Below are 22121 nucleotides of genomic sequence, written 5' to 3' on the forward strand. Positions count from 1 at the left end.
CTATACGCTAACATCTGCAACCGGATTGAAAAAACATGAATACGCGCCAGTATGACAGGCTGGACCGTTTGGTTCCACCTCGACTAATAGTGTATCTCTGTCGCAATCCAATGACATACTGATAACGCGCTGTGTATTGCCACTCGTCGCACCTTTGTGCCACAGGGTTTGGCGCTCACGCGACCAAAACCATGTTTCCATTGTTGTTTTAGTTAATTGGTAACTCGTTTCGTTCATGTAAGCCAACATTAATACAGCCTTAGTTTTGATGTCAACCACCACTGCCGGAATGAGACCGTCTTGCCCTTGTTTCTTAAAATCTGGTGCAATCATTGTCATATACGTATTGCCACTCCCTCTTTTTTTAACGTTTGCTTGAGTTGCGGTAACGCAATTTCACCGAGATGAAAAACTGAAGCCGCTAAGGCTGCATCAACCGTGGTTTGTTTTAAAAGTGCCGTAAAATCTTCAATTTTTCCAGCACCACCTGAAGCAACAATTGGCACTGACACAGCCTCAGTTAATTGTTGATACAAATCAATATCATGACCATTTTTTGTACCATCAGCATCCATGCTAGTAACTAATAGTTCGCCGGCACCTAGCGCCACCATCTCTTTGGCCCATGAAATGGCATTTAACCCAGTAGGTTGTGTTCCACCTGCAACGTAAACTTGATAAAATTTTGATTTAGGCTCCCATTTCACGTCAATGGCACCTACAATGGCCTGTGACCCAAAAATAGCTGCTCCCTTCGTAATGAGTTCAGGTTGCTTAACCGCTGCTGAATTGACAAATATTTTATCAGCGCCTGCTTTGATGAGACGCGTCATATCTTGCGTGGAACGAATACCACCGCCTACTGTTAGGGGGATAAATACTACTGACGAAATCGCATTGACGATGGTCATCATCGTATCTCGTTCTTCCAAAGTAGCCGTGATATCTAGCAAAACCAGTTCATCAGCACCCGCTTGTTCATAAGCTTTAGCAACTGTCACTGGATCACCAACACTGCGTAGATTTTCAAATTGAACACCCTTAACAACTTGTCCATTTTTAATGTCTAAAGCTGGGACAATTCGTTTGGCTAAAGTCATTTCATCACCTCCTTGAGTGCTGAGAGTGTCACGTTGCCGTCATATAGCGCACGACCAACAATAATATCTTTGATACCGGCTGTTTGCAAATCCTCTATGTCCGTTATCGTACTAATGCCGCCACTAGCAATAATATTTGTTTCAGGAAATTTTTGTTGTAATCGTGACAATAATGCAATGTTGGGACCACTAAGCGTGCCATCACGTTCAATGTCTGTCACGATAAAATTAATCACACCAACTGCTTGCATTGCCTGAATGATTTCAGAAAATGTCGTACTTGATGCTGTCAACCAGCCGTCTGTTGCTACTTGTTCCTGACGACCATCAACACCAACGACAATGCTTTCCGCTCCGAATTGCGCCACTGCTTCTGTCACTAATTCAGGATGAGTCAAAGCCGCTGAACCAATAATCACACGATTAATGCCTAATGATAAATATTGTTTAATTTGTGCCAAACTTCGAATACCACCACCGAGTTCAATAAATAGTTGGGTATTTTGTCGCAAGGCGGTAATGATGTCGAGATTAATAGGTTTGCCTGACTTAGCACCATCCAAATCTACCAAATGTAAATGCGTTAAGCCGGCTGCTTGAATTTGTTGCGCTTGTGAAATAGGATCTGAATTAATTACTGTCTCTTTATTGTAATCTCCTTGATAAAGCCGCACTGATTGTCCATTTCTAAGATCAATTGCTGGAAAAATCATTTATCGTCCACCATTTCTTTAAAACTCTGCCACACTAGCAGGCCGTCTTTACCCGATTTTTCTGGATGAAATTGCGCGCCAATAACGTTACCCGAATCATTAACAACGACACTTGGAATTTCAATCTGACCGTAATCAACCGTTGCCGCAATATATTGGGGCGCTGTTCGGACATAGAAACTATGAACAAAGTAAGTGTAAGTATCGTTTAAAGTCGACGTGATCGGATTTAACTGACGAACTTGGTTTTGATTCCAACCCATTTGTGGGACTTTATAACCTTGTTGTTGGGGTAAAGTGACGACATCTCCCGGAATAATGCCAAGTCCTGCTGTTTCACCAAATTCAGTTGATCGTTCAAATAATAGTTGCATCCCCAAACAAACACCTAGAAACGGTTTGCCTGATTTTGCGTATGCTTGCAGTGGTCCAATTAACTGCCGTTCGTTTAAAGCCGACATAGCAGCACCATACGCACCGACCCCCGGTAAGACTACCCCGTCAGCTGATAAAATTTCAGCTGGGTCATGTGATAATTTAGCAGATAATCCTGTGCTGGCAATTGCTTTCATCACATTGGCAATGTTACCCGCGCCATAATCAATAATAATAATTGTCATTTGTCATCTCCTAACGACGTTATTTGTCGTCTTAATTTTCAGATACGACCTTTAGTCGAATTAACGCCCTGAATGTCAGGATTAACTGTCACTGCTTGTCGCATTGCCCGACCAGCCGCTTTAAAAATACTTTCGATTTTATGATGGGTATTACGACCATACAAAACTGAAATATGCACATTTGCTTGCGCCGCATTGGCAAAGCCCTGCCAAAAGTCCTCGACGACTTCCGTTTCAAAGTCACCTAGACGTGGTGCTGTTAACTCTGCTTGAAAAACAAGATAAGCACGACCGGATAAATCAATCACAACCCGAGATAAGGTTTCATCCATCGGCACAAACTGGGCGCCATAACGTTCAATGCCAATTTTGTCACCAAGTGCCTTGACGAAAGCCTCACCTAATACAATACCGATATCTTCGGTTGTATGATGACTGTCAACATTTAAATCGCCTTTAGCGTCGACAGACAACCCGAAGCGACCATGTTTAGCAAATAAGGTCAGCATGTGATCAAGATAACCAATACCTGTGTCAATATTGATGACTGATTGATCATCTAAATTAAGGTTAACAGCGATTTGTGTTTCAAATGTTTCGCGTTTTATCATAGCCTGTCTTGTCATGTTATTTTCCTCGACTTTCAATCGCTCTAGCGTGACCTTCCAGTCCCTCGATTCGTGCTAATGCAGTCACATCATTGGCGTCCTCTGCCAATGCAGCAGCATTGTATTGTAGATACTGAATTCGCTTTTGAAAATCCCAAACACCTAGTGCAGAACTGAAGCGAGCTGTACCGCCAGTTGGTAAAATATGATTTGGTCCCGCAAGGTAATCACCAAGCGGTTCTGATGCGTATTTGCCTAAAAAGACAGAACCAGCGTTTTGTATTTTGGCCATATAATCATAAGCATTCGCCAATTGGATTTCCAAATGTTCTGGTGCGACAGCATTCATCAATTCAATCATGTCATCAATCGTGTCAACAAGATAAATGTATCCGTTTTTGTCAATGGCACTTCTAGCAATCGCTTCACGTGGCAAAGTTTCAAGTTGCTGTTCAACAGCCGCCGACACTGCCGTCGCCAAATTGGATGAGTCTGTAATCAAAATTGCTCTCGCATTCACATCGTGTTCCGCTTGGGACAATAAGTCAGCGGCCACGTCTTCTGCTCGTGCCGTATCATCAGCCAAAATACCAATTTCAGATGGACCGGCAATCATATCTATGTCAACTTGTCCATAAACGGCTCGTTTGGCTGCGGCAACATAAGCATTGCCGGGTCCGGTAATTTTATCCACTTGTGGTACTGTTTCAGTACCATAAGCTAAAGCAGCAATTGCTTGTGCACCACCAATTTGGTAAATATTATCAACACCAGCAATTTTAGCTGCCGCCAAAACGGCAGGATTTAAGCCATCTGGTTGTGGTGGTGTGACCATGACAATATTGGCAACGCCGGCAATTTTAGCAGGAATGGCATTCATTAAGACTGAAGATGGATAGGCAGCTGTCCCACCCGGCACATAAATCCCCACAGCTGAGAGTGGCGTGACCTTAGTACCACGAATCACGCCAGAACGTGTCGTATCTTCAAAAGACTGCGCTACTTCTAACTGATGAAATGATGTAATATTGGCAGCTGCTTTTTTAAGCGCTGCAATGACTTCATCTGGAACTTGAGCAATTGCAGAATCAATATCTAATTCAGAAACTTTCAAATTATTCAATGCCACCCCATCAAAACGGACACTATAATCTCTTAAAGCCGCATCACCCCGCTGGCGAACGTCAGATATAATGTTTGCCACACTAATTGCCACTTGCGGATTAGTGGTTTGTGCCGTTTGTTGACGAATTTGTGTTTTGATTGCTGACAAAGATTCATTTTTAATAATTTTCATTTGTTAGTCGCTTCTTTCAATAGTTTGGTCAAATTTTGAATGACTTGGGTGAGTTCTGTTTGATAACGTAACAAGGCACCGGCTCTGACTAGCATGTGTGTTGAGACATCGCCAACAACGTCATGAACTTGCAAATGGTTTTCTCGTAACGTATTACCTGTTTGCGTAATATCAATAATGGCATCAGCTAACCCTGTTAATGGTCCCAGTTCGACTGAGCCTTCTAGTTTAATCAAGGCAACGTCTTCGCCGCGATCGGTGAAATACTTAGTGGCAACTTTGGGATATTTCGTCGCGATACGTTGTCGACGCTGTAAATTAAGTTGAAAATTTGCCGGCGCTGCAACGACAAATTGTGCGCGTCCTGTTTTCAAATCTAATACATCATAATGATTTTGTCGTTGTTCAGCAATGGTGTCTGAACCAACAATGCCAACATCGCCAATCCCACGATCCAAATACTTAACGACATCATTGGGTTTCACTAAAATAAAACGGTATCGACCATCAGCGGTGTCAAAGATGAGCTTTCGTTCAGGGTTATCTAACGGGGTTGTATCAATACCTGCAGCTTTCAATAATGGTCGTACACCTTTTTCAACCCGTCCTTTGCCAAGTACCATCACAATTGGTTGTGTTGTAGCTAAATCGTACGCATTCTGCTCCCAATCAGCTTGAATGGTTTCTATATTTAGACCAATACCGACAGCTGGTAATAATTTTTTTTGAAAGTTTTCTAGTAAACGATCATAACGGCCACCACTAAACAAATAGCGACCCAATGTTGGGATAAAACCACGTATGATTGTTCCCGTATAGTATGGTTGTGGTGAAGCCGCCGCTAAATCAACGGTGACTTTGACATTTGGATAATATTGATGTGCATGATTAGCTAGGCGTAACCAGCCTTGCGTAATCGTTGCCACCGCTGTCATGTGTTGTAATTGCCACATCACATTTTCGCCATCTTCGCCATAAGATAACGGCCACTCATTCAGAAATTCTGGAAAGTCAACAATCTCAGCTCTCAACTTTTCAAACTCGGAAATATTTTTTTGTTCAATGGCCCGTTTAAGTGCTTGATGTAATTCACCGTCTAGCTGCAACGTGTCCAAAATAATATCAATTAAGCGCGCATCACTCAACACCACTTGAACATCAGTAATATTGAACTTTTTGGCAAAATTCAACATAATATCTAGTGCTTGAATTTCTGCTTCAAAGCTATCATCACCAATTAATTCAATCCCTGCCTGCGTTTCTTGATTGTACTCACCCGATAGGTAATCGGTACGTCGAAACACGTCACCAATATAATATAATTGCGACATATCATTTTCTTGGTGGTGAGAAGACAAAAATCGTGCGACCGGCAAGGTCAAATCTGGTCTTAGGATTAAATTATCGCCGGCTTGATCGTACAAATGAAAAATGTTTTGATCACGATATTGTTCAAAAGTGCTTTCTTTTTCAATGAACGGCGTATTAATTGGCATAAAGCCTTTCTCATTTAGCACATTACTGATCAATGATGTAATTTTCTGTTTTTGCTTAAGTCGTTCACCAAATTCGTCACGTGAACCGCCAGCTAATACTTTATTCATTTCTTACTCCTACCACTTCGCTAAAAAAGCGTCCTTACAAACTAAAAATTTTTAGTTTGCAAGGACGCTTTCACGTGTTCCCACCTTGATTCTCCTTTTGTTTGCACAAAAGAACTCATTCACCTGCAATCACAGGCGTACTTGGTATCGGAAATATCCGGAACAATTTTTGATTGTTCAGCTCGTTGGTGTGTTTTCATTAAGGTCACAGGCGCTCATCTCAATGCGTTAGCTTAAGCGCTTCCTGTACTGCGAAAATTTAATTACTTTTCCAACTTCAGCGAATTATTTATTAGATTAGTTTAATTATAACGCCATCTTTTTATTTGTCAACACTTATATTTTCTAGAAATTCTGCCATTTCAGGAAAATGCAAACCCAAAGCATCAACACTGTGGGCATCAGAGCCATAAACCAAGGGCAATCCAAGTTGATATGCTTCCGCTACAATATCAAATGTAGGATAACTTTCGCCATTAAAAGGTTTACTAAAACCAGCGGCATTAAAATCTAATTCAAAGCCTTTTTCTAAAATCAATGTCAACAGCTCAGTAATTTGACGGTGAACACTATCATCAAATGGTGGCAAATCAAAATATTTTTGATACTTGCGAATCAATGTGATATGCCCGATTCGCACCGGTACATCTAATCCCGTCTCAAAATTAACACTCTGTTTAACCGCGTCAAAATATTTTGCAAACAATACTTGCGGCGTCAGTAATTCAGTTGCATAATATTGCGACAGAGTCTCTGGATCGTAGTCAATTGGTATAAGATTGCCATGGCGATCTGGTAAAAAATGAACCGACAGTACAATTTCATCAATCCAATCATTATGTTGCTGCAAAAATTGTTTTGTTTCCGGTTCATATCCAAGCAAATAATCTACTTCAAAACCACGTTTAATGTTTATTTGGTTGCCATATTTTTCTTGTACATGTGCCACCTGAGCTTGATAATCCTCTAGTTCAGATAGTGCCATAGCTGAACTATCACGCGATTCTTGGGGCCCCACAAAATTAGCTAAAAACTTCTCAGGTAAAGGCGCATGTTCTGTGACAACATAAGTGTCAAAACCTAAAGCAATTGCGCGTTCAATATACGCATCGAGTACCTCTTGGCTACCATGATGTGAATACATCGTGTGCGTGTGACCATCTTTTTTCTGCATTATCAGGACTCCTTTTTGCCATTCATCTTAACATAAACGACAATAAAAAAACACGCTAAAGCGTGCTTTAAGCAATAACAGATAATATTTTTTTCAACACGCCATCATGATCATTGTCATCTTCTGTGACATCAAAATCATGTTTGAACAATTCTGTGTCACTATTCTTCATTGCCACTGGATGACCAACGTATTCTAACATTTCTAAGTCGTTTAAGCCATCACCAAAGGCCATGATTTCTTCAGGCAACACATCCAAACTGTCCGCTATAAATGTGAGTGCGTTTGCTTTGTTAACCTCAGGATTAACAATATCGACAGCACCATAGCCCGATGTTGTCACATGCACTTGGTTACCCAAAACCTGTTTGACTTCACGCATGAATTGATCTTCCACATCAGAAATAACTGTTGACACTTTTAAAATTGGCGCATCAATTTCCGCTAGCGTGTCAATTAGATGGATATCTTGAAAATACGCTGATGCTAATTTAAACGTATCAGCGATTGCTGCTTGAGATTTTAACATAAATGTTTGAGATTGACCGGTGAAAGCCAAACCAACAAAGATATGATCATGATATCCCTCAGCAATTCTCACGATAGTTTCTAAAGCTGCCGGTGACACAGATTTTTCATTTTGAACACGACCATTAAGCATGACTTCAGCGCCATTGTTAGCAATGGTTTGATATTGACCAGCAAAGTTTTTGAAATAAGCCAGTACTTTTTGCATATGATTCCCTGTTGCCACAACGAATTGCATGTCTTTTTCAGCCATAATATCTAGCACTTGCTGAAAAAGTGGCTCATTGAAGGTTTTATCGGCACGCAAGAATGTTGCGTCAAGGTCGGATGCAATTAATTTTAACGTCATGTTCACTTTTCTCCTTAAAATGTCGACTATCGCTTTAACTTCGAATTTATCGTTGTACCCACCACCACAAAAATCTGATGAGCCCAAACACAATCAAACCAGAAAACGCTGCCAAAATGACAGCCATGATGATTGACTGCCAGTGGTTGTCTGGCATATTAAGCAAGTTAGCGCTCAACATGACTACAAACACAAAAATTGGTAAAATACGCTCTAAACTTTTCATTACTTACGACCGCGCTTCTTCTTAGCTTTTTGTAATCGGCGCGCCGCTTGCTTAATTGCAAAATTTTGAACTTTCTGACCAAAGTTACCTTTTGGCATGCCACCGCCCATGCCACCCATCATAGATGACATGTCCATACCAGAACCACCCATCATTTTATCAATACCACCAAAATTACCATTTGTGGCTTGATTCATCATTTTACGCATTTGATCAAATTGCTTAATCATGCGGTTGACTTCCACAATTGGTCGTCCTGCACCAGCGGCCAAACGACGACGGCGCGAAGGATTGATTAAATCAGGATTTTCACGTTCTTGAGGTGTCATTGAACCAACAATAGCCTCTAAATGGGCAAATTGTTTTGCATCAATGTTAACATTCGCCAATGCCGGATTGTTCGCCATTCCCGGAATCATTTTTAACAAATCTTCCATTGGTCCCATACTTTGAACTTGCTTGAGCTGCGCCACAAAATCGTTGAAATCAAATGTATTTTGTCGCATTTTTTCAAGTTGCTTTTCTTGGGCTTCAGCATCAAAGTCACGCTGTGCTTTTTCAATCAGCGTCAGCACATCACCCATGCCCAAAATACGAGATGCCATACGGTCGGGATAGAAAACATCCAAATCAGTTGGCTTTTCACCTTGACCAACAAACTTAATTGGCTTACCAGTTACGTCACGAATTGACAAGGCAGCACCGCCACGTGTGTCACCATCAAGTTTAGTCAGGACAACACCAGTTAAGTCAAGTGACGCTGAAAATCCCTTAGCTGTTTCAGCAGCATTTTGTCCAGTCATTGCATCAACTGTCAACAAAATCTCATCTGGCTGAGCAATCTCTGCAATGTCTTTCAACTCTTGCATCAATTCTTCATCAATTTGTAAACGACCAGCTGTATCAATAAAGACATAGTCATTTTTATTCTCAGCCGCCTTAGCCAAACCAGCGCGGACAATATCGCGAGGATTAACATCCGTCCCCATTGAAAATACGGGAATTTCAAGATCGCGCCCCAAAATTTCCAATTGATCAATGGCAGCTGGTCGATAAATATCGGCTGCAATCAAAAGTGGACGGGCTTTTTCTTCATTCTTTAATTTATAAGCTAACTTAGCAACTGTGGTTGTTTTACCAGCACCTTGCAGGCCAGCCATCATGATGATGGTTGGAATTTTAGGCGACTTATTAAGTGGTACCGCCTCATCACCCATCGTTGCGGTCAACTCATCATTAACAATCTTAACGACTTGTTGCGCTGAATCCAATCCTGACATAATATCAGCACCGCTGGCTTTTTCACGTACATTAGCGACAAACTTTTTCACTGTGTCGTAGTTGACATCGGCTTCCAGTAATGCCAAACGAATTTCGCGCATCGTCGCACGAAGATCTTCTTCACTAACACGGCCGCGACCGGTTAAATTTTTCATCGCCTTTGAGAGGCGTTCAGTTAGATTTTCAAATGCCATAATTTTAGAGTATGTCCTTTCTGCGATATATTCACAGGCGACACGTTTCCCTTCTAGTTATCCATTTCTGTATTTAAAAGCTTCTGCACCAATAATTTTAACACATCATCACTTTGATAATGGGTGTTAATGTATTGTTGCACTTCATTTTCAATCACTTGTCGTGATTCAAAATTAGCTTGTAGATGCAAAATACTTTCATATTTTTCTAATAATTCAATTGCCCGATTGATGTTATCGGACACCGCTTGTCGACTAACAGCTTCTGCATTTGCAATTTCTACAATTGAAAAATCATCTTCAAAATAATATTGTAAATATTGTTGTTGTTTTTCAGTCAGCAACTGATCATAAAAGCCAAATAGCGCATTAATATGATTTTTTTTGGTTAAATCCATCACGATACCAACTCTTTAAACAATCCGTAGACAAACTCGTCTGGCTTAAACTCGCGCAGGTCACTGGCTTTTTCACCAAATCCAATCCATTTGACTGGCAAATGCATTTCATTCCGAATGGCAAAGACGATACCACCCTTTGCTGTGCCATCCATTTTAGTCAAAACGATGCCAGTCACATCAGACGAATCTTTGAATAATTTAGCTTGTTGTAATGCGTTTTGACCAGTTGTCGCGTCAAGCACTAACAAAACTTCATGTGGTGCGTCAGGAATTTCGCGTTGAATAATACGCTTCATTTTTTCTAGTTCTTGCATTAAATTGACATTATTCTGCAAACGGCCAGCCGTGTCGACAAATAAAATGTCATAATGTTCATCACGGGCTTTAGCAACAGCTTCAAAGACAACAGAAGCCGGATCAGCTTTTTCTTTACCAGCAACCACAGGCACATTTGCTCGCTCGCCCCACTCTTGTAATTGCTTGGTAGCGCCAGCTCGGAATGTGTCCGCAGCCGCCAGCAAAACAGATTTCCCTGCTTGTTGGTACTTGCTGGCAAGCTTACCAATTGTTGTTGTTTTACCAACACCATTAACACCAACAAACAAAATCACGGTAGTACTACCATTTGGTGCAAAATGCATTTGTGTATCTTCATTCACACCATCTGCTTCGTATAAATCAACCATTTTTTTGATAATCACATCACGCACATCTTCTTTGCGTTTAGCATTGGCTAATTTAACTTCTTCCCGTAATTCGTCACTGATTTTAATCGCCATATCAAAACCAACATCAGCTCCGACTAAAGTTTCTTCCAAATCTTCGAAAAAATCCTCATCTACGGTACGAAAATTAGCTAAAAAGCGATTAAATCTTTCAGCAAAACCTGTTCGTGATTTTTTCAAGCCTTCGTCATAAACCTGCTGCTCGTTTCGTTCAACTTCAATCTCTGATTCTGATTCTGATTCTGATTCTGATTCTGATTCTGATTCTGGCAGATCATGAATCGCTTCACTCTTTTTGTCAAGCGCTTTTGACCATTCATCAGCTTCATGTTCATCAACTAAACCAACTTGTTCCATAACCGGTTGTGTTAAAGCACTACTCGTCGTTGTTTCGCTGTTTGATTGTGATAAACTTTCAGATTGCAATTCAGACAAACTCTCTGAAGTAGTCGTTGATTCCGGTTCAACGTTATTCTTCTTTTTACGGAAAATATCAAATAATCCCATTTGTTTCTCCTTTATTCATTACTGGTAATTAAATTAGCACGACATATTTAGGACGCCGTTTCAGCCATATTATCCAAATCAACAGCCACCATTTTTGATACGCCAGCTTCTTGCATGGTCACACCATATAATAAGTTGGCATTCATCATCGTACCTTTTCGATGTGTAATCACAATAAATTGTGTTTCACCAGAAAATTCGTGCAAATAACGTGCAAATCTCGCCACGTTTGCTTCATCTAGCGCTGCTTCGGCCTCGTCAAGTACTACAAACGGCACTGGACGTACTTGCAAAATGGCAAACAATAACGTAATAGCTGTCAACGCCTTTTCGCCACCAGACAGTAAACTCATTTGTTGGAATTTTTTGCCTGGTGGTTGCGCTGTAATGTCAATTCCCGTCGTTAAGAGGTGGTCTGGATCCGTTAGTTTAATTTCTGCCCGACCACCTCCAAACATTTGTGTGAAAATGCGTCCAAAATGCTCCACAACAGCGTCAAATGTATGTTTGAAGCGAATTTGAACTTCCTCATCCATTTCATCAATTGTTTGTAGCAGATTATCTTTTGCAGATAATAAATCATCACGCTGCTGTGTTAAAAAATCAAAACGTTGCTTAACCGCTTCATATTCTTCAATGGCACCAATATTAACATTACCAATTTCATCCAAGCTACGTTTGATAAGTTTCAATTGATCAGTGACTGTTTCTAAGTTTAAATCGGTCAGTTTCTGATAAAGGTCTTGACTGTCACTAATATCATATTGTGATGCTAGTTGTGCCAGTAAGTTCTCATTTTGTGTTGTTAGTCTAGCTTGTTGTGCCGCAAGGTCGCTTTCTAAAGCCATAACTGAGCGCAGGGTTTCTTGTTGTGCTGCAAACTGTGTTTCCAAAACAGATAAATCATCGCTGATAGTTGTTAAATCTTGACTAATATTATCATGTTCTTTTTGCACGCTCGTAAGTTTTTCAACAATATCTGAAACCTGCTGTTGCGTCGCAATGTCATTTTGCGTTGCCGTTAATTTTGCTTGTAAATCATTGCGTTTAACAGTCAGACCTGCAGCTTGAGATTCCAACTCTTTTTGCTGTTGTCTCAGAATAGCAAGTTGACTTGTCACTGTTTCTAACTTACCAGTTAGTGTCACATATTCTGTTTGAATGGCAACTTTGTCATCATTATGACTTTGCGCTTTGTTAGATGCCGATTCCAGCGCTCGTGACAATTCTTGAGACTCAAGTTCTTGCGCATTTTTTTGTGCTTGCTTGTCATTTAATTGTGACTCACAACTTTCTAGTTGTGTTGTTAATTCCTCTTGTTGCGTCACAATATCTTTTAACTCAAATTCAAGTGCCTGAACAACGCGTTTTTGTTGTTGCAATGTATCTTGCTTGCGTTGCAATTCATAGTCAACCTTTTGCGTCTCATCGTTAGCTGATTTTAGTTTCGTTTGCGCTTCAACCAGAGACTCTCTAATTACTTCGCCATCACGTCGTTGTGATTGCAACTCAAGTTCTTGAGATTTTGATAATTCTGTTAAATCAGTGATTTTCTGCGTCAGTGTTGCAATTTCCGTTTGGCGGCTCAAAATTGTTGTGCCTCTTTTTTGTGTCGCACCACCTGTCATTGAACCGCCGGCATTGACTAGTTGCCCATCAAGCGTCACAATTCGGAAACGATACTGATTAGCCTTTGCAATTTCCGTGGCACTGCTCAAATCTTTAGCCACAACAATGTGTCCCAAAATGTTTGCTTTAATGGCTGTCATTTCTTCAGGCATGGTCACTAAATCGGCAGCAATGCCAACAAATCCAGCCATTCTGCGTGCTTGTTCTAAACCATTTAAATGACGAGGCTTAATTGTATCAACCGGTAAAATTGTCACGCGGCCAGCCCGATTTTTTGTCAGGTAAGCAATTACTGCCTTCGCCGTACTGGTATTATCAACCACAATTTGCTGCAAAATACCGCCTAATACCGTCTCAATAGCTAAAGTGTAATCTGCTGGCACTGTCAGTAATTCTGCCACAACACCTTTAATACCAACAAATTGGTTTCTAACTTGCGGTTTCATTAAGGCACGAACACCTTGGTAAAAGCCTGCATAGTCATCCATCGCCGCTAAGGCATCATGTTGACTACGAATTTTGTTGAGGTCATTTAAGGTATTATACCAATTCGTTTCAGATTGTTTATATGCTCTTGCAGCATGATCAAACTGTTCTTGTCTTTTATCAACTGCTGTTTTCAATGCTGAGACATCGTGTTGCGCCGAAACATTGGGCTGGTAATTCGCCAATTCTTGCTGGGCTTGCGACATAATCTTTGTCTCATTTTTTAACCGTTCAGATAATGTCTGATAACGACTTGTTATTTGAGCCAATTGCTTATCGTCATTAACTTTCGCATTGTGCAAAGCCGCAATATCTTGCATTGTTTGAATATAAGCGTGACGATTTTTTTCGATATCGGCTTGCAGTTTGGATTTGAGTTCTGATTGTGTCAAATCATCAAACTGTGTCAATTGCTTTTTTAGTGTTGATTTTTGTTGTTTAAGTTCTGATTCTTGCTGTTGTAGCGGTGCAATTTGTGATGTTAATGCTGATATTTTCTCATTTACCTCAGCAGTCGATCTTGTCGTCTCGTCAATATCGCGCTCCAAAGTAGCAGTTTGTTGTTGACTCAAGTTTTGAGCACCAACCATGCGCTCATGTGTTTGAGTTAATGCCAAAATGTCGGCTTGCAGTTGATCGCGTTTTAACTGCTGACTAACACGTTCCTGCCTTTTCTGTGATAATGCTTCGTTGATGTGTGATAGCGTTGATTTTTCAGTTGTCACTTGTTTCTGCTGATCTGTAAATTTTGCTTTGACCTGCTCAGCTTGCATTTCAACATCGTGAATCGTTAAAGCTAAACGCGCCTTATCTAAAGTATCAAACCGCTCTTTTTGAGATAAATAATCAGTGGCTTGGGCAGATTGTTCAGCTAAAGGCTCAATTCTATCCTCAATTTCGTGGATAATATCAGCAACGCGTGACAAATTATCACTCGTTTGTGATAATTCTTTCTGGGCTTTTTCTTTATTTTGTTTATATTTATATACACCAGCTACTTCTTCAATGATGCCGCGACGATCCTCTGGCTTGGCATTAAAAATGCTTTCCACACGACCTTGAGAAATAATGGAGAAACTCTCTCGTCCTAACCCAGTATCCATAAACAAATCATGAATATCTCGTAAGCGGCTTTCAACACCATTAATTTGGTATACACTTTCGCCAGTTCTATATAATTTGCGAGCTACACGAATTTCGTTAAAATCTGAATTAATGTAATGATCACTGTTATCAAATGTGATAGCTACTTCGGCACGGTTGAGAGCCCCCCGCTTATTAGTGCCACCAAAAATAACGTCGGACATTTTTGTCCCACGCAAATCTTTAGCACTTTGTTCTCCCATTACCCAGCGAATTGCTTCAATAATGTTTGATTTTCCCGATCCATTTGGACCAACAATACCAGTCATCCCTGGCATAAATTCAATCATTGTTTTGTCGGCGAATGACTTAAATCCGCTAATCTCAAGTGATTTTAATTTCATAGGCTGACATTATCTTCCAATAATTTTAAGGCAGTTCGCGCTGCTGCTTTTTCAGCATCTTTAATTGACTTACCAGTTCCACGCGCCAGTTCTTTATCATCAACAGATACACTCGCCTCAAATAATTGTGTATTGTCTGCTAACTGTTCTTCCCTTTCAGTGCGATAAGCAATATCGACCGTTCCTTTTACTTGCAAACGTTCTTGCAATCGACTTTTAAAGTCAATGAATCTGTCAAAGAAATCCGTATCAATCGCTGCAAACAATGTTTTATCAAGAAATTGGTTCACTTCTTTTGGTCCTTGATCTAAGTATAAGGCACCGATAAATGCTTCCCAAATATCTTCCAGTAATGAATCACGATCGCGGGCGCCACTCATTTCTTCGCCTTTACCTAACCGAATACCTTCGTTCAAATGAACCAAGCGCGCAAAGTGTGCAAAAGATCGTGTTTGCACCATTGCAATCCGCATTTCAGTTAATTGGCCTTCATGCCAATTAGGATAGCGTTTGAATAAATATTCTGCCACTGTCACTTGCATAACAGAATCACCTAAAAATTCTAATCGTTGATAGTCATGTCCTTTATCTTCTGGATGTTCATTGAGATAATTGCGCTGAGTTAGCGCTTCGGTTAATAGTGATTCGTCATTAAAACGAATACCATATTGTGTTAATATGTGTTTTTTAAAACTGTCTTGTGACACGTTCTCGTCCTTTTAAAGCATAGTATACAGTCTATTATATCAAAAAACGACTGTATAATTTGATAAATTACAGTCGTCAAAAAATATAATGCGATAAAAACGCTACTCACTTTAAATCTCAGCTTTTTCACGAACAACGTCAACAATTTCTGATGTATATTGTTCGACCAACTCTGGTGTCGCCGCTTCAACCATCACACGTAGTAATGGTTCAGTGCCAGAAGGTCTCACCAATACACGACCATCGCCAGACATTTGTGTTTCTACTTCAGCAATTTTTGCGACAACATCAGCATCATGTTGCAACGCAAATTTATCAGCAACTTTGACATTCACTAATTTCTGCGGATAAATTGAAACCTCAGCAGCTAATTCAGACAGCTTTTTACCAGTTTCGTGCATCACGTAGAGCAACTGCAAAGCAGTCAGCAAGCCATCACCGGTGGTAGCCCAGTCTCTGAAAATAATATGACCTGATTGCTCGCCGCCAAGATTATAATCATTTGCCAGCATTTCAGCCATAACATAACGATCACCAACTGCTGTTTTAACACTTTGCATATCATTTTCAGCTAATGCTTTATAAAAACCAATATTGCTCATTACAGTTGACACAACAGTATTATGCTTAAGCCGGCCTTGTTCATTTAAAAACTTTCCTGTGATAAACATGATTTTATCACCATCCACAATTTCACCATCTTCTGTTACGGCAATCAAGCGATCACCATCACCATCAAAAGCCAATCCTGCATCAACTTCACTAGCTTTCACCAGTTCAGCTAATGCTTCTGGATGTGTTGACCCAACGCCATCATTAATATTAATGCCATTTGGCTCAGTGCCCAGTGTAATAAAATCAGTTCCTAAGTCAGCAAATAATCTGGCCAACAGGCCACTAGTTGCACCATTAGCGCCATCCAATGCAACGCGCATACCTTCTAAATTACTTGGAATTGTCTTTTGTAAAAACTCCAAGTACTTTTGTACGCCTTCAGGATAATTGTTAGCAATTCCGATACCTGCAGCGCTAGGGCGAGGTAAATTATCTTCAGGATCATCAAGTAGTTGCTCAATCTCATATTCCAGTTCATCGGACAATTTAAAACCATCATTACCAAAAAATTTAATTCCATTATCAGCCGCCGGATTATGCGAAGCAGTAATTTGAACACCCGCGTCCGCTTCCAAGTTTTCAACTAAAAAGGCAACCGCTGGCGTTGTAATAACACCCAAACGTAGGACGTCAATACCCACTGATAAAAATCCTGCTACAATCGCTTGCTGCAACATTTCACCTGAAATACGTGTGTCACGACCGACAATAACTACCGGTCGCTTATCAGAGTTTTGTGCATGTTTTGTTAAAATTGCACCGCCGGTTCGACCCAATCGAAAAGCTAATTCTGGTGTCAAGCTTTGATTAGCAACGCCACGAACACCGTCTGTTCCAAAATATTTTAATTTAATATCTGACATAATTATCGTCCTTTACTTTTATGATGATGAGCTACTTTGACTGCTACTGGCACTAGAACTACTGCTTGATGAGGAAGTGCTGGCGGAATCGGAAGAAGAGCTTGAACTACTACTTGATGATGTGCTGCTATCAGTTGCAGGTGTCACCGTCGCCTGTACTTTGGTCACACTATAATGATCAATTCCTGTTTGATCAGGTAAGTCAACCGACACAGTTGTTTTGCTCGTAATATTAGTCACATCAACCGGAACAGATAACGTGCTAATCGAATTCAGTATATCAGATGCCCCATACGCTGTCACAGTTTTTGGATCAAAAGTGACTGTATAGTTAGCCCCATTGGCATTTTCAAGAGTAGCTGAAAGAGACAATTTTTTACTGTCTTCAGGTCCAACATTTAAAGTAACACTGGCAGAACTAACATCAATGTTAACTTCAACTACTGCACCATTTTTATCGCGTGCAACAAGTTTGGCAGACTTAGTAATCGTACTTTTAGTATTATTATCTAACGAGACAGCAGCTTCAAGCGATGTCACCGCCTCAACATTAGCTTTAGGTCCTGAAATTTTGACCGATTTGGGGTCTACTGATGTCCCACTAACAGCATAACCCGTAGCAATTTTAGTATGATCATAAGTTACTTTGACTGGCACGGTGGCGGTTTTCCGTCGCGCAATTGTGACAGTAATTGTTTGGGGTGTCACAGTTGATGTTAGAGAAGCGTTAACACCGCGAAGTGCTAGTTTAACAGTGTGTTTACCAACACCTAGCCCTCTTAAATCAGCGCTAGCTTGGATATCGTTACGATTTTGGGCAGCTGCCACCAACGCTATGGAACCTTCAATACCAACCTTCACTGTTGATGGCGCGCCGACCACAACATATTTATCGGAATTAAATTGTAAATTAAGGGGAACACTCAAGGTTGCTCTTTTTTCAGGGACGAGCGTTGAAAAATTACCTGAGCCACTACCATTCGTTGTTGCGGAACGGGTGCTTAAGACGTAGGCTGACAAAAGAATTGCCATGACCAAAGAGACCACTAAGTTAACAGTTTTTGAATGACCAATCATTTTCATTTTGCTAACCCCCTACCACTCCTTTGCCACCAATGTTTTGCAGCAGCCTCATTAACCGGTGCAATGAACTGGCGCTCAAAGAAATTCATGTAGGCATCACGTGCCATGTGTCGCAATAAATCACCATCTTGTGTAATGGAAATTTCACCAGTCTCTTCAGAAACAACTACCGTAATCGCATCACTTGCCTCACTAATACCGACGGCAGCACGGTGACGCGTTCCCAATTCTTTTGGAATACGCGTGCTTTCTGAAAGTGGCAAATAGGCCGCTGCTACGGCAACACGATCATCATCAATGATGACCGCTCCATCATGCAACGGAGTGTTAGGAATAAATGTATTAATCAAGAGTTGGCTGGTAATATAAGCATCTAACTTAATACCAGTTTTAATATATTCATCTAAACTCGTGTCGCGTTTAATCGTGATTAGTGCACCAATTCGACGCTTTGACATATACTGTAAGGCTTCGTCAAGGCTCTTGATAAGCTGCTGTTCCTTGGCATTATCAATATGCTGACGACGCCATGTTAAACGTCGTCCCAAAGTCTCAAGACCTCGTCGAATTTCTTGCTGGAAAATAACGACCAACGCAATTGGTGCCCACGTAATGAGTTGATCCATCAACCAAGACAAAGTCGTCAAGCCAATATACCAACTCACAACTTTAATTAAAATAACGACACCGACACCAAATAAAATTTGTAGCGCACGCGTGCCTTCAACAAATTGAATTACTTTATAGAGCAGAAACCAAATGATGGCAATATCCACAAGATGCATCAGATTATTCAAAGTAAAATAAGATAAAATATCCATGGTTGTTACTCTTCATCCCTTCCTGCTAAAGCTGCTGTTTCAGCATAGTTAATAAATTGACGAATGTTAATACCCGCCTGACGGGTAATTCTACCTTGTTCATAAAGTTGCTGGATTGTTTCACGCTGAACATTCAACGCTTTAACTTCAAGTTCCATACGATTTTTATCGTCCAAATCGCGCTGCTCAGGTGTATCATCATGCTTTTCATTTTCAATCCGATTGCGATAACCAACAATTAAATTATAAGCAGCTTGCCGTTCCATTCGATGTGAAACAGTATCACCGTTATACTTTTCCATGTATTCAGATAACGCCTTAATTGCTGCTTTAGAAGTTTCTGTGATGGCTAGCGATGTTTCTTGTCTAAATTTGTCTGTTGACTCATCTGAAAGCCAAATTCTAATGCTTCGTAGTCCACGTCTAATCAGAATCAATAACCATTGCGTTGAAATATGATAATGTTGGTCAGAATTAATTAAATTTTCCAGACGATCTAATCGCCTCGTTTGTGCAGAATAAGTAAGCACGGAAATCATTTCATCTGCCAATAACTGCCGCAAACGATCACGCTGTGCCTCTAAAGCCACAAAACGTAGTTCTCGGTCATTTTCAACATTGTGGGATGGATTTTTCTTATCAAGTTGCCGTCTGATTTGTGCCATAGTTTGTTGTTTGCGACTAATCAGCTCGTAAACGATAGTACGATTATCATCATTTTGTTGTTCGCGTAACACTTGTATCCCAATTTGAATCGCAAAAATACGAGCCTGTGCTTCTGTTAAATCAACTTTACTCTTTTTTTGTGCAGTTGGCTCAACTTCAGCAATTTCAGGTTGCGTAAAATCATGAGTTGCCCGCTCTTTAGTCACAATCGGAAGCATCACAGTGGCGACTAACAAACTCATAATCACAACAACTGCTGCCACAAAAATGAGCAAATTACGCTGTGGAAATGCACTACCGTCATCAATAACGGACGGCACTGTCAACACCGCTGCCATCGTAACGGCGCCACGCACGCCCGTCAAACCAGACGTGACAGCTGTTCGAAATGAAACACGTCGTTCTCTATGTTGTAAATGGTAAGTAATTTGCGTTCCGTACGCCCAAACCGTCCTGATAGCAAATACAATGAACCAGACAGTAACACCGTAGAAAATTGCCATGCCAGTATGTATTTGGGTACTACGAAAAATACTAGTCATAGCAGCTGGTAACTCAATTCCTAGTAACACAAAGATTGTGCCATTAAGTAAATAAACAAAAATTTCCCATGTTCGAACGGCTACCACGCTAATTTCTGGGGACCGCGCATTAATATGCTGGTCGCTTAAAATTTTGGACAAGACACCACCAGCTACAACAGCAATAACCCCAGATGAATGAAACACACCTTCTGCAATCCAATAAATAATAAAAGGCATTACTAATGTCACAACAGTGTGAAAAACCACATCATTTAAACCAGCACGATCAAATGAATCTCGTAACCAACTTACAAAACTACCAATCACCAAACCAACAATCAAACCAACGATGGTCATCCAGAAAAAGTTACCAATCGCACTACCAATCAAAAAAGTACCTGCAACAGTGGCTTTAATGGCAGTATTGAAGCTCACCAAACCACTGGCATCGTTGATTAGACTTTCCCCAGAAACAACATGCATCACGTTAGCTGGTAATTTGACACGTCTAGCAATAGCTTGCACAGCAACTGGATCAGTTGGTGATACAACTGCCGCTAATGCCAAGGCAACCGATCTAGGAAACTGTGGAATTAATAAATGAATGAAGAAACCACCCACTAACGTAGTCAATAGAACTAATATGATAGCATTGCCTAAAATTGGACCACGTAATTCCCATAATTCCCGTTTTGGGAAGCGCCAAGCATCATTAAACAGCAATGGCGCAATAAATAACAACATAAACCAATGCGAATCGACATCAACATAAATACCAAATGTAAAAGCCAAAAATAACCCAATCACAATTTGGAACAAACTAACTGGGATTTCGGGAATAAAATGAGAGATAACATTTGAAACCGTAACAGCAATAATTAATATAACGATTAATTCTAATATTGCCATGTGTTATCTTTCTCCCATAATTCTAACTTCTGCTTCCAATGTCACACCATATTTATCTCGCACTGTTTGCTGGACAAGCTTGATCAAATCTTCGTAGTCGTTGCCTGTACCATGCGCCACATTGACCATAAATCCCGCATGTTTCTGCGACACTTCAACACCACCAACTCTGACACCTTGCAAACCGGAATCCATGATTAGCTTCCCAGCAAAGTATCCAGTTGGTCGTTTGAACACCGAACCATTGGATGGATAATTTAGGGGTTGCTTGTTCGCACGCTTAAAATTATTCTCATCCATACGAGCTTTAATCATTTCAGGTTTCCCTGATTGCAGGGTAAATGTTGCTCGTAAGATAATGCCATGATTATCTTGAAAAATCGAGTGGCGGTAATCAAAGTCAATTGCTTCATTACTAAATGTCTTTATTTCGCCACTAGGTAACAAAGCATCTACTGAACTTACGACCATATCAGTTTGCCCACCATACGCACCAGCGTTCATAAATACTGCACCACCAACAGTACCCGGTATTCCTGCTCCCCACTCGAGACCAGTCAGCCCATGTTCAAAAGCCTGTTCAGCGACCCAAATAAGATCTGCACCGGCATCCGCAATAATCACATTATGACTAACCTCAACGTCATGCAGATCGTGCAATAAAATAGTTAATCCACGTAGGCCACCATCTCGAACCACTAAATTTGATAGTCGACCAAACACTTGCACCGGAATTGATTTATTTTTTGCCCAAACGAGTAATTTTTTTAAATCACTTTGTGATTTTGGTACTGCGAGGTAATCAACAACACCTCCGGCTTGCGTATAAGCATAAGGCGCCAGCGATTGTTGTTCTAGTATTTCTATTTGCTCAAAATGCATGTTTTTTTCGTCTCCAAAGGCCATATATACCATTTTACCAAACTTTAAGACATTCTTCGATGGTAGACGGAATTTGTTTACCATATTTTTCAATCATTTTTACGAAATTGATAACATTAAT

At 40.5% G+C, this 22121-nt stretch carries 20 protein-coding genes; all 20 read right to left on the reverse strand.

The features are described 5' to 3' along the window. On the reverse strand, positions 1 to 339 hold the full coding sequence (hisI, locus tag ACI3ES_RS07660; RefSeq protein ID WP_114667057.1) for a phosphoribosyl-AMP cyclohydrolase: 339 nt from the start codon (positions 337 to 339) through the stop codon (positions 1 to 3). Further along, a complete protein-coding gene (gene hisF, locus ACI3ES_RS07665) occupies positions 336 to 1100 on the reverse strand; it encodes an imidazole glycerol phosphate synthase subunit HisF (RefSeq protein WP_407631960.1) in 765 nt (254 codons plus the stop codon). The genes hisI and hisF overlap by 4 nt, the downstream gene beginning before the upstream one ends. Next, positions 1097 to 1813, reverse strand: coding sequence for a 1-(5-phosphoribosyl)-5-[(5-phosphoribosylamino)methylideneamino]imidazole-4-carboxamide isomerase (hisA, locus tag ACI3ES_RS07670; protein WP_080519129.1), 717 nt, complete (start codon positions 1811 to 1813; stop codon positions 1097 to 1099). The genes hisF and hisA overlap by 4 nt, the downstream gene beginning before the upstream one ends. Further along, entirely contained in the window at positions 1810 to 2433 is a 624-nt protein-coding gene (gene hisH, locus ACI3ES_RS07675; protein WP_114667059.1) for an imidazole glycerol phosphate synthase subunit HisH, read from the reverse strand. The genes hisA and hisH overlap by 4 nt, the downstream gene beginning before the upstream one ends. A gap of 38 nt (positions 2434 to 2471) precedes the next feature. Beyond that, positions 2472 to 3059, reverse strand: a complete 588-nt coding sequence (gene hisB, locus ACI3ES_RS07680; RefSeq protein WP_114667060.1) for an imidazoleglycerol-phosphate dehydratase HisB — start codon at positions 3057 to 3059, stop codon at positions 2472 to 2474. Position 3060: 1 nt separating this feature from the next. Then, positions 3061 to 4338, reverse strand: coding sequence for a histidinol dehydrogenase (gene hisD, locus ACI3ES_RS07685; protein ID WP_114667061.1), 1278 nt, complete (start codon positions 4336 to 4338; stop codon positions 3061 to 3063). Next, positions 4335 to 5942 carry an ATP phosphoribosyltransferase gene (gene hisG / locus ACI3ES_RS07690; protein ID WP_114667062.1) on the reverse strand — a complete coding sequence of 536 codons (1608 nt, stop codon included), beginning with the start codon at positions 5940 to 5942 and terminating at the stop codon, positions 4335 to 4337. Before hisG ends, hisD begins: the two co-directional genes overlap by 4 nt. Before the next feature lie 322 nt (positions 5943 to 6264). Next, positions 6265 to 7116, reverse strand: coding sequence for a histidinol-phosphatase HisJ (gene hisJ / locus ACI3ES_RS07695; RefSeq protein ID WP_114667063.1), 852 nt, complete (start codon positions 7114 to 7116; stop codon positions 6265 to 6267). Positions 7117 to 7183: 67 nt separating this feature from the next. After that, on the reverse strand, positions 7184 to 7993 hold the full coding sequence (locus ACI3ES_RS07700; RefSeq protein WP_114667064.1) for a Cof-type HAD-IIB family hydrolase: 810 nt from the start codon (positions 7991 to 7993) through the stop codon (positions 7184 to 7186). Between the two features lie 46 nt (positions 7994 to 8039). After that, positions 8040 to 8219 carry a hypothetical protein gene (locus tag ACI3ES_RS07705; RefSeq protein ID WP_114667065.1) on the reverse strand — a complete coding sequence of 60 codons (180 nt, stop codon included), beginning with the start codon at positions 8217 to 8219 and terminating at the stop codon, positions 8040 to 8042. Continuing rightward, the gene (gene ffh / locus ACI3ES_RS07710) at positions 8219 to 9694 is read right to left on the reverse strand and encodes a signal recognition particle protein (protein WP_142511791.1); all 1476 of its coding nucleotides are present in this window, start codon (positions 9692 to 9694) and stop codon (positions 8219 to 8221) included. Before ffh ends, ACI3ES_RS07705 begins: the two co-directional genes overlap by 1 nt. Positions 9695 to 9747: 53 nt before the next feature. After that, complete coding sequence (ylxM, locus tag ACI3ES_RS07715) at positions 9748 to 10092, reverse strand: YlxM family DNA-binding protein (RefSeq protein WP_004910500.1); 345 nt, start codon at positions 10090 to 10092, stop codon at positions 9748 to 9750. Beyond that, positions 10092 to 11327 carry a signal recognition particle-docking protein FtsY gene (gene ftsY, locus ACI3ES_RS07720; protein ID WP_407631961.1) on the reverse strand — a complete coding sequence of 412 codons (1236 nt, stop codon included), beginning with the start codon at positions 11325 to 11327 and terminating at the stop codon, positions 10092 to 10094. Before ftsY ends, ylxM begins: the two co-directional genes overlap by 1 nt. A 47-nt stretch (positions 11328 to 11374) precedes the next feature. Beyond that, positions 11375 to 14929, reverse strand: coding sequence for a chromosome segregation protein SMC (smc, locus tag ACI3ES_RS07725; protein ID WP_142511789.1), 3555 nt, complete (start codon positions 14927 to 14929; stop codon positions 11375 to 11377). Continuing rightward, positions 14926 to 15636 (reverse strand): ribonuclease III, encoded by a 711-nt coding sequence (gene rnc, locus ACI3ES_RS07730; RefSeq protein ID WP_080519121.1) that lies wholly within the window; start codon positions 15634 to 15636, stop codon positions 14926 to 14928. The genes smc and rnc overlap by 4 nt, the downstream gene beginning before the upstream one ends. A 111-nt stretch (positions 15637 to 15747) precedes the next feature. Further along, entirely contained in the window at positions 15748 to 17115 is a 1368-nt protein-coding gene (gene glmM / locus ACI3ES_RS07735) for a phosphoglucosamine mutase (protein WP_114667069.1), read from the reverse strand. Between the two features lie 18 nt (positions 17116 to 17133). Then, complete coding sequence (locus ACI3ES_RS07740; RefSeq protein WP_114667070.1) at positions 17134 to 18198, reverse strand: YbbR-like domain-containing protein; 1065 nt, start codon at positions 18196 to 18198, stop codon at positions 17134 to 17136. Continuing rightward, complete coding sequence (gene cdaA / locus ACI3ES_RS07745; protein ID WP_004910513.1) at positions 18195 to 19019, reverse strand: diadenylate cyclase CdaA; 825 nt, start codon at positions 19017 to 19019, stop codon at positions 18195 to 18197. Before cdaA ends, ACI3ES_RS07740 begins: the two co-directional genes overlap by 4 nt. Positions 19020 to 19024: 5 nt before the next feature. Continuing rightward, complete coding sequence (locus tag ACI3ES_RS07750) at positions 19025 to 21118, reverse strand: Na+/H+ antiporter (RefSeq protein WP_114667071.1); 2094 nt, start codon at positions 21116 to 21118, stop codon at positions 19025 to 19027. Between the two features lie 3 nt (positions 21119 to 21121). Next, positions 21122 to 22000: a UDP-N-acetylmuramate dehydrogenase gene (gene murB / locus ACI3ES_RS07755; protein WP_114667072.1), complete on the reverse strand. Its 879-nt coding sequence runs from the start codon at positions 21998 to 22000 to the stop codon at positions 21122 to 21124. Positions 22001 to 22121: the final 121 nt, after the last annotated feature.

Origin of the sequence: Leuconostoc falkenbergense (genome assembly GCF_045801155.1) — a bacterium.
GTDB classification, from domain to species: Bacteria; Bacillota; Bacilli; order Lactobacillales; family Lactobacillaceae; genus Leuconostoc; species Leuconostoc falkenbergense.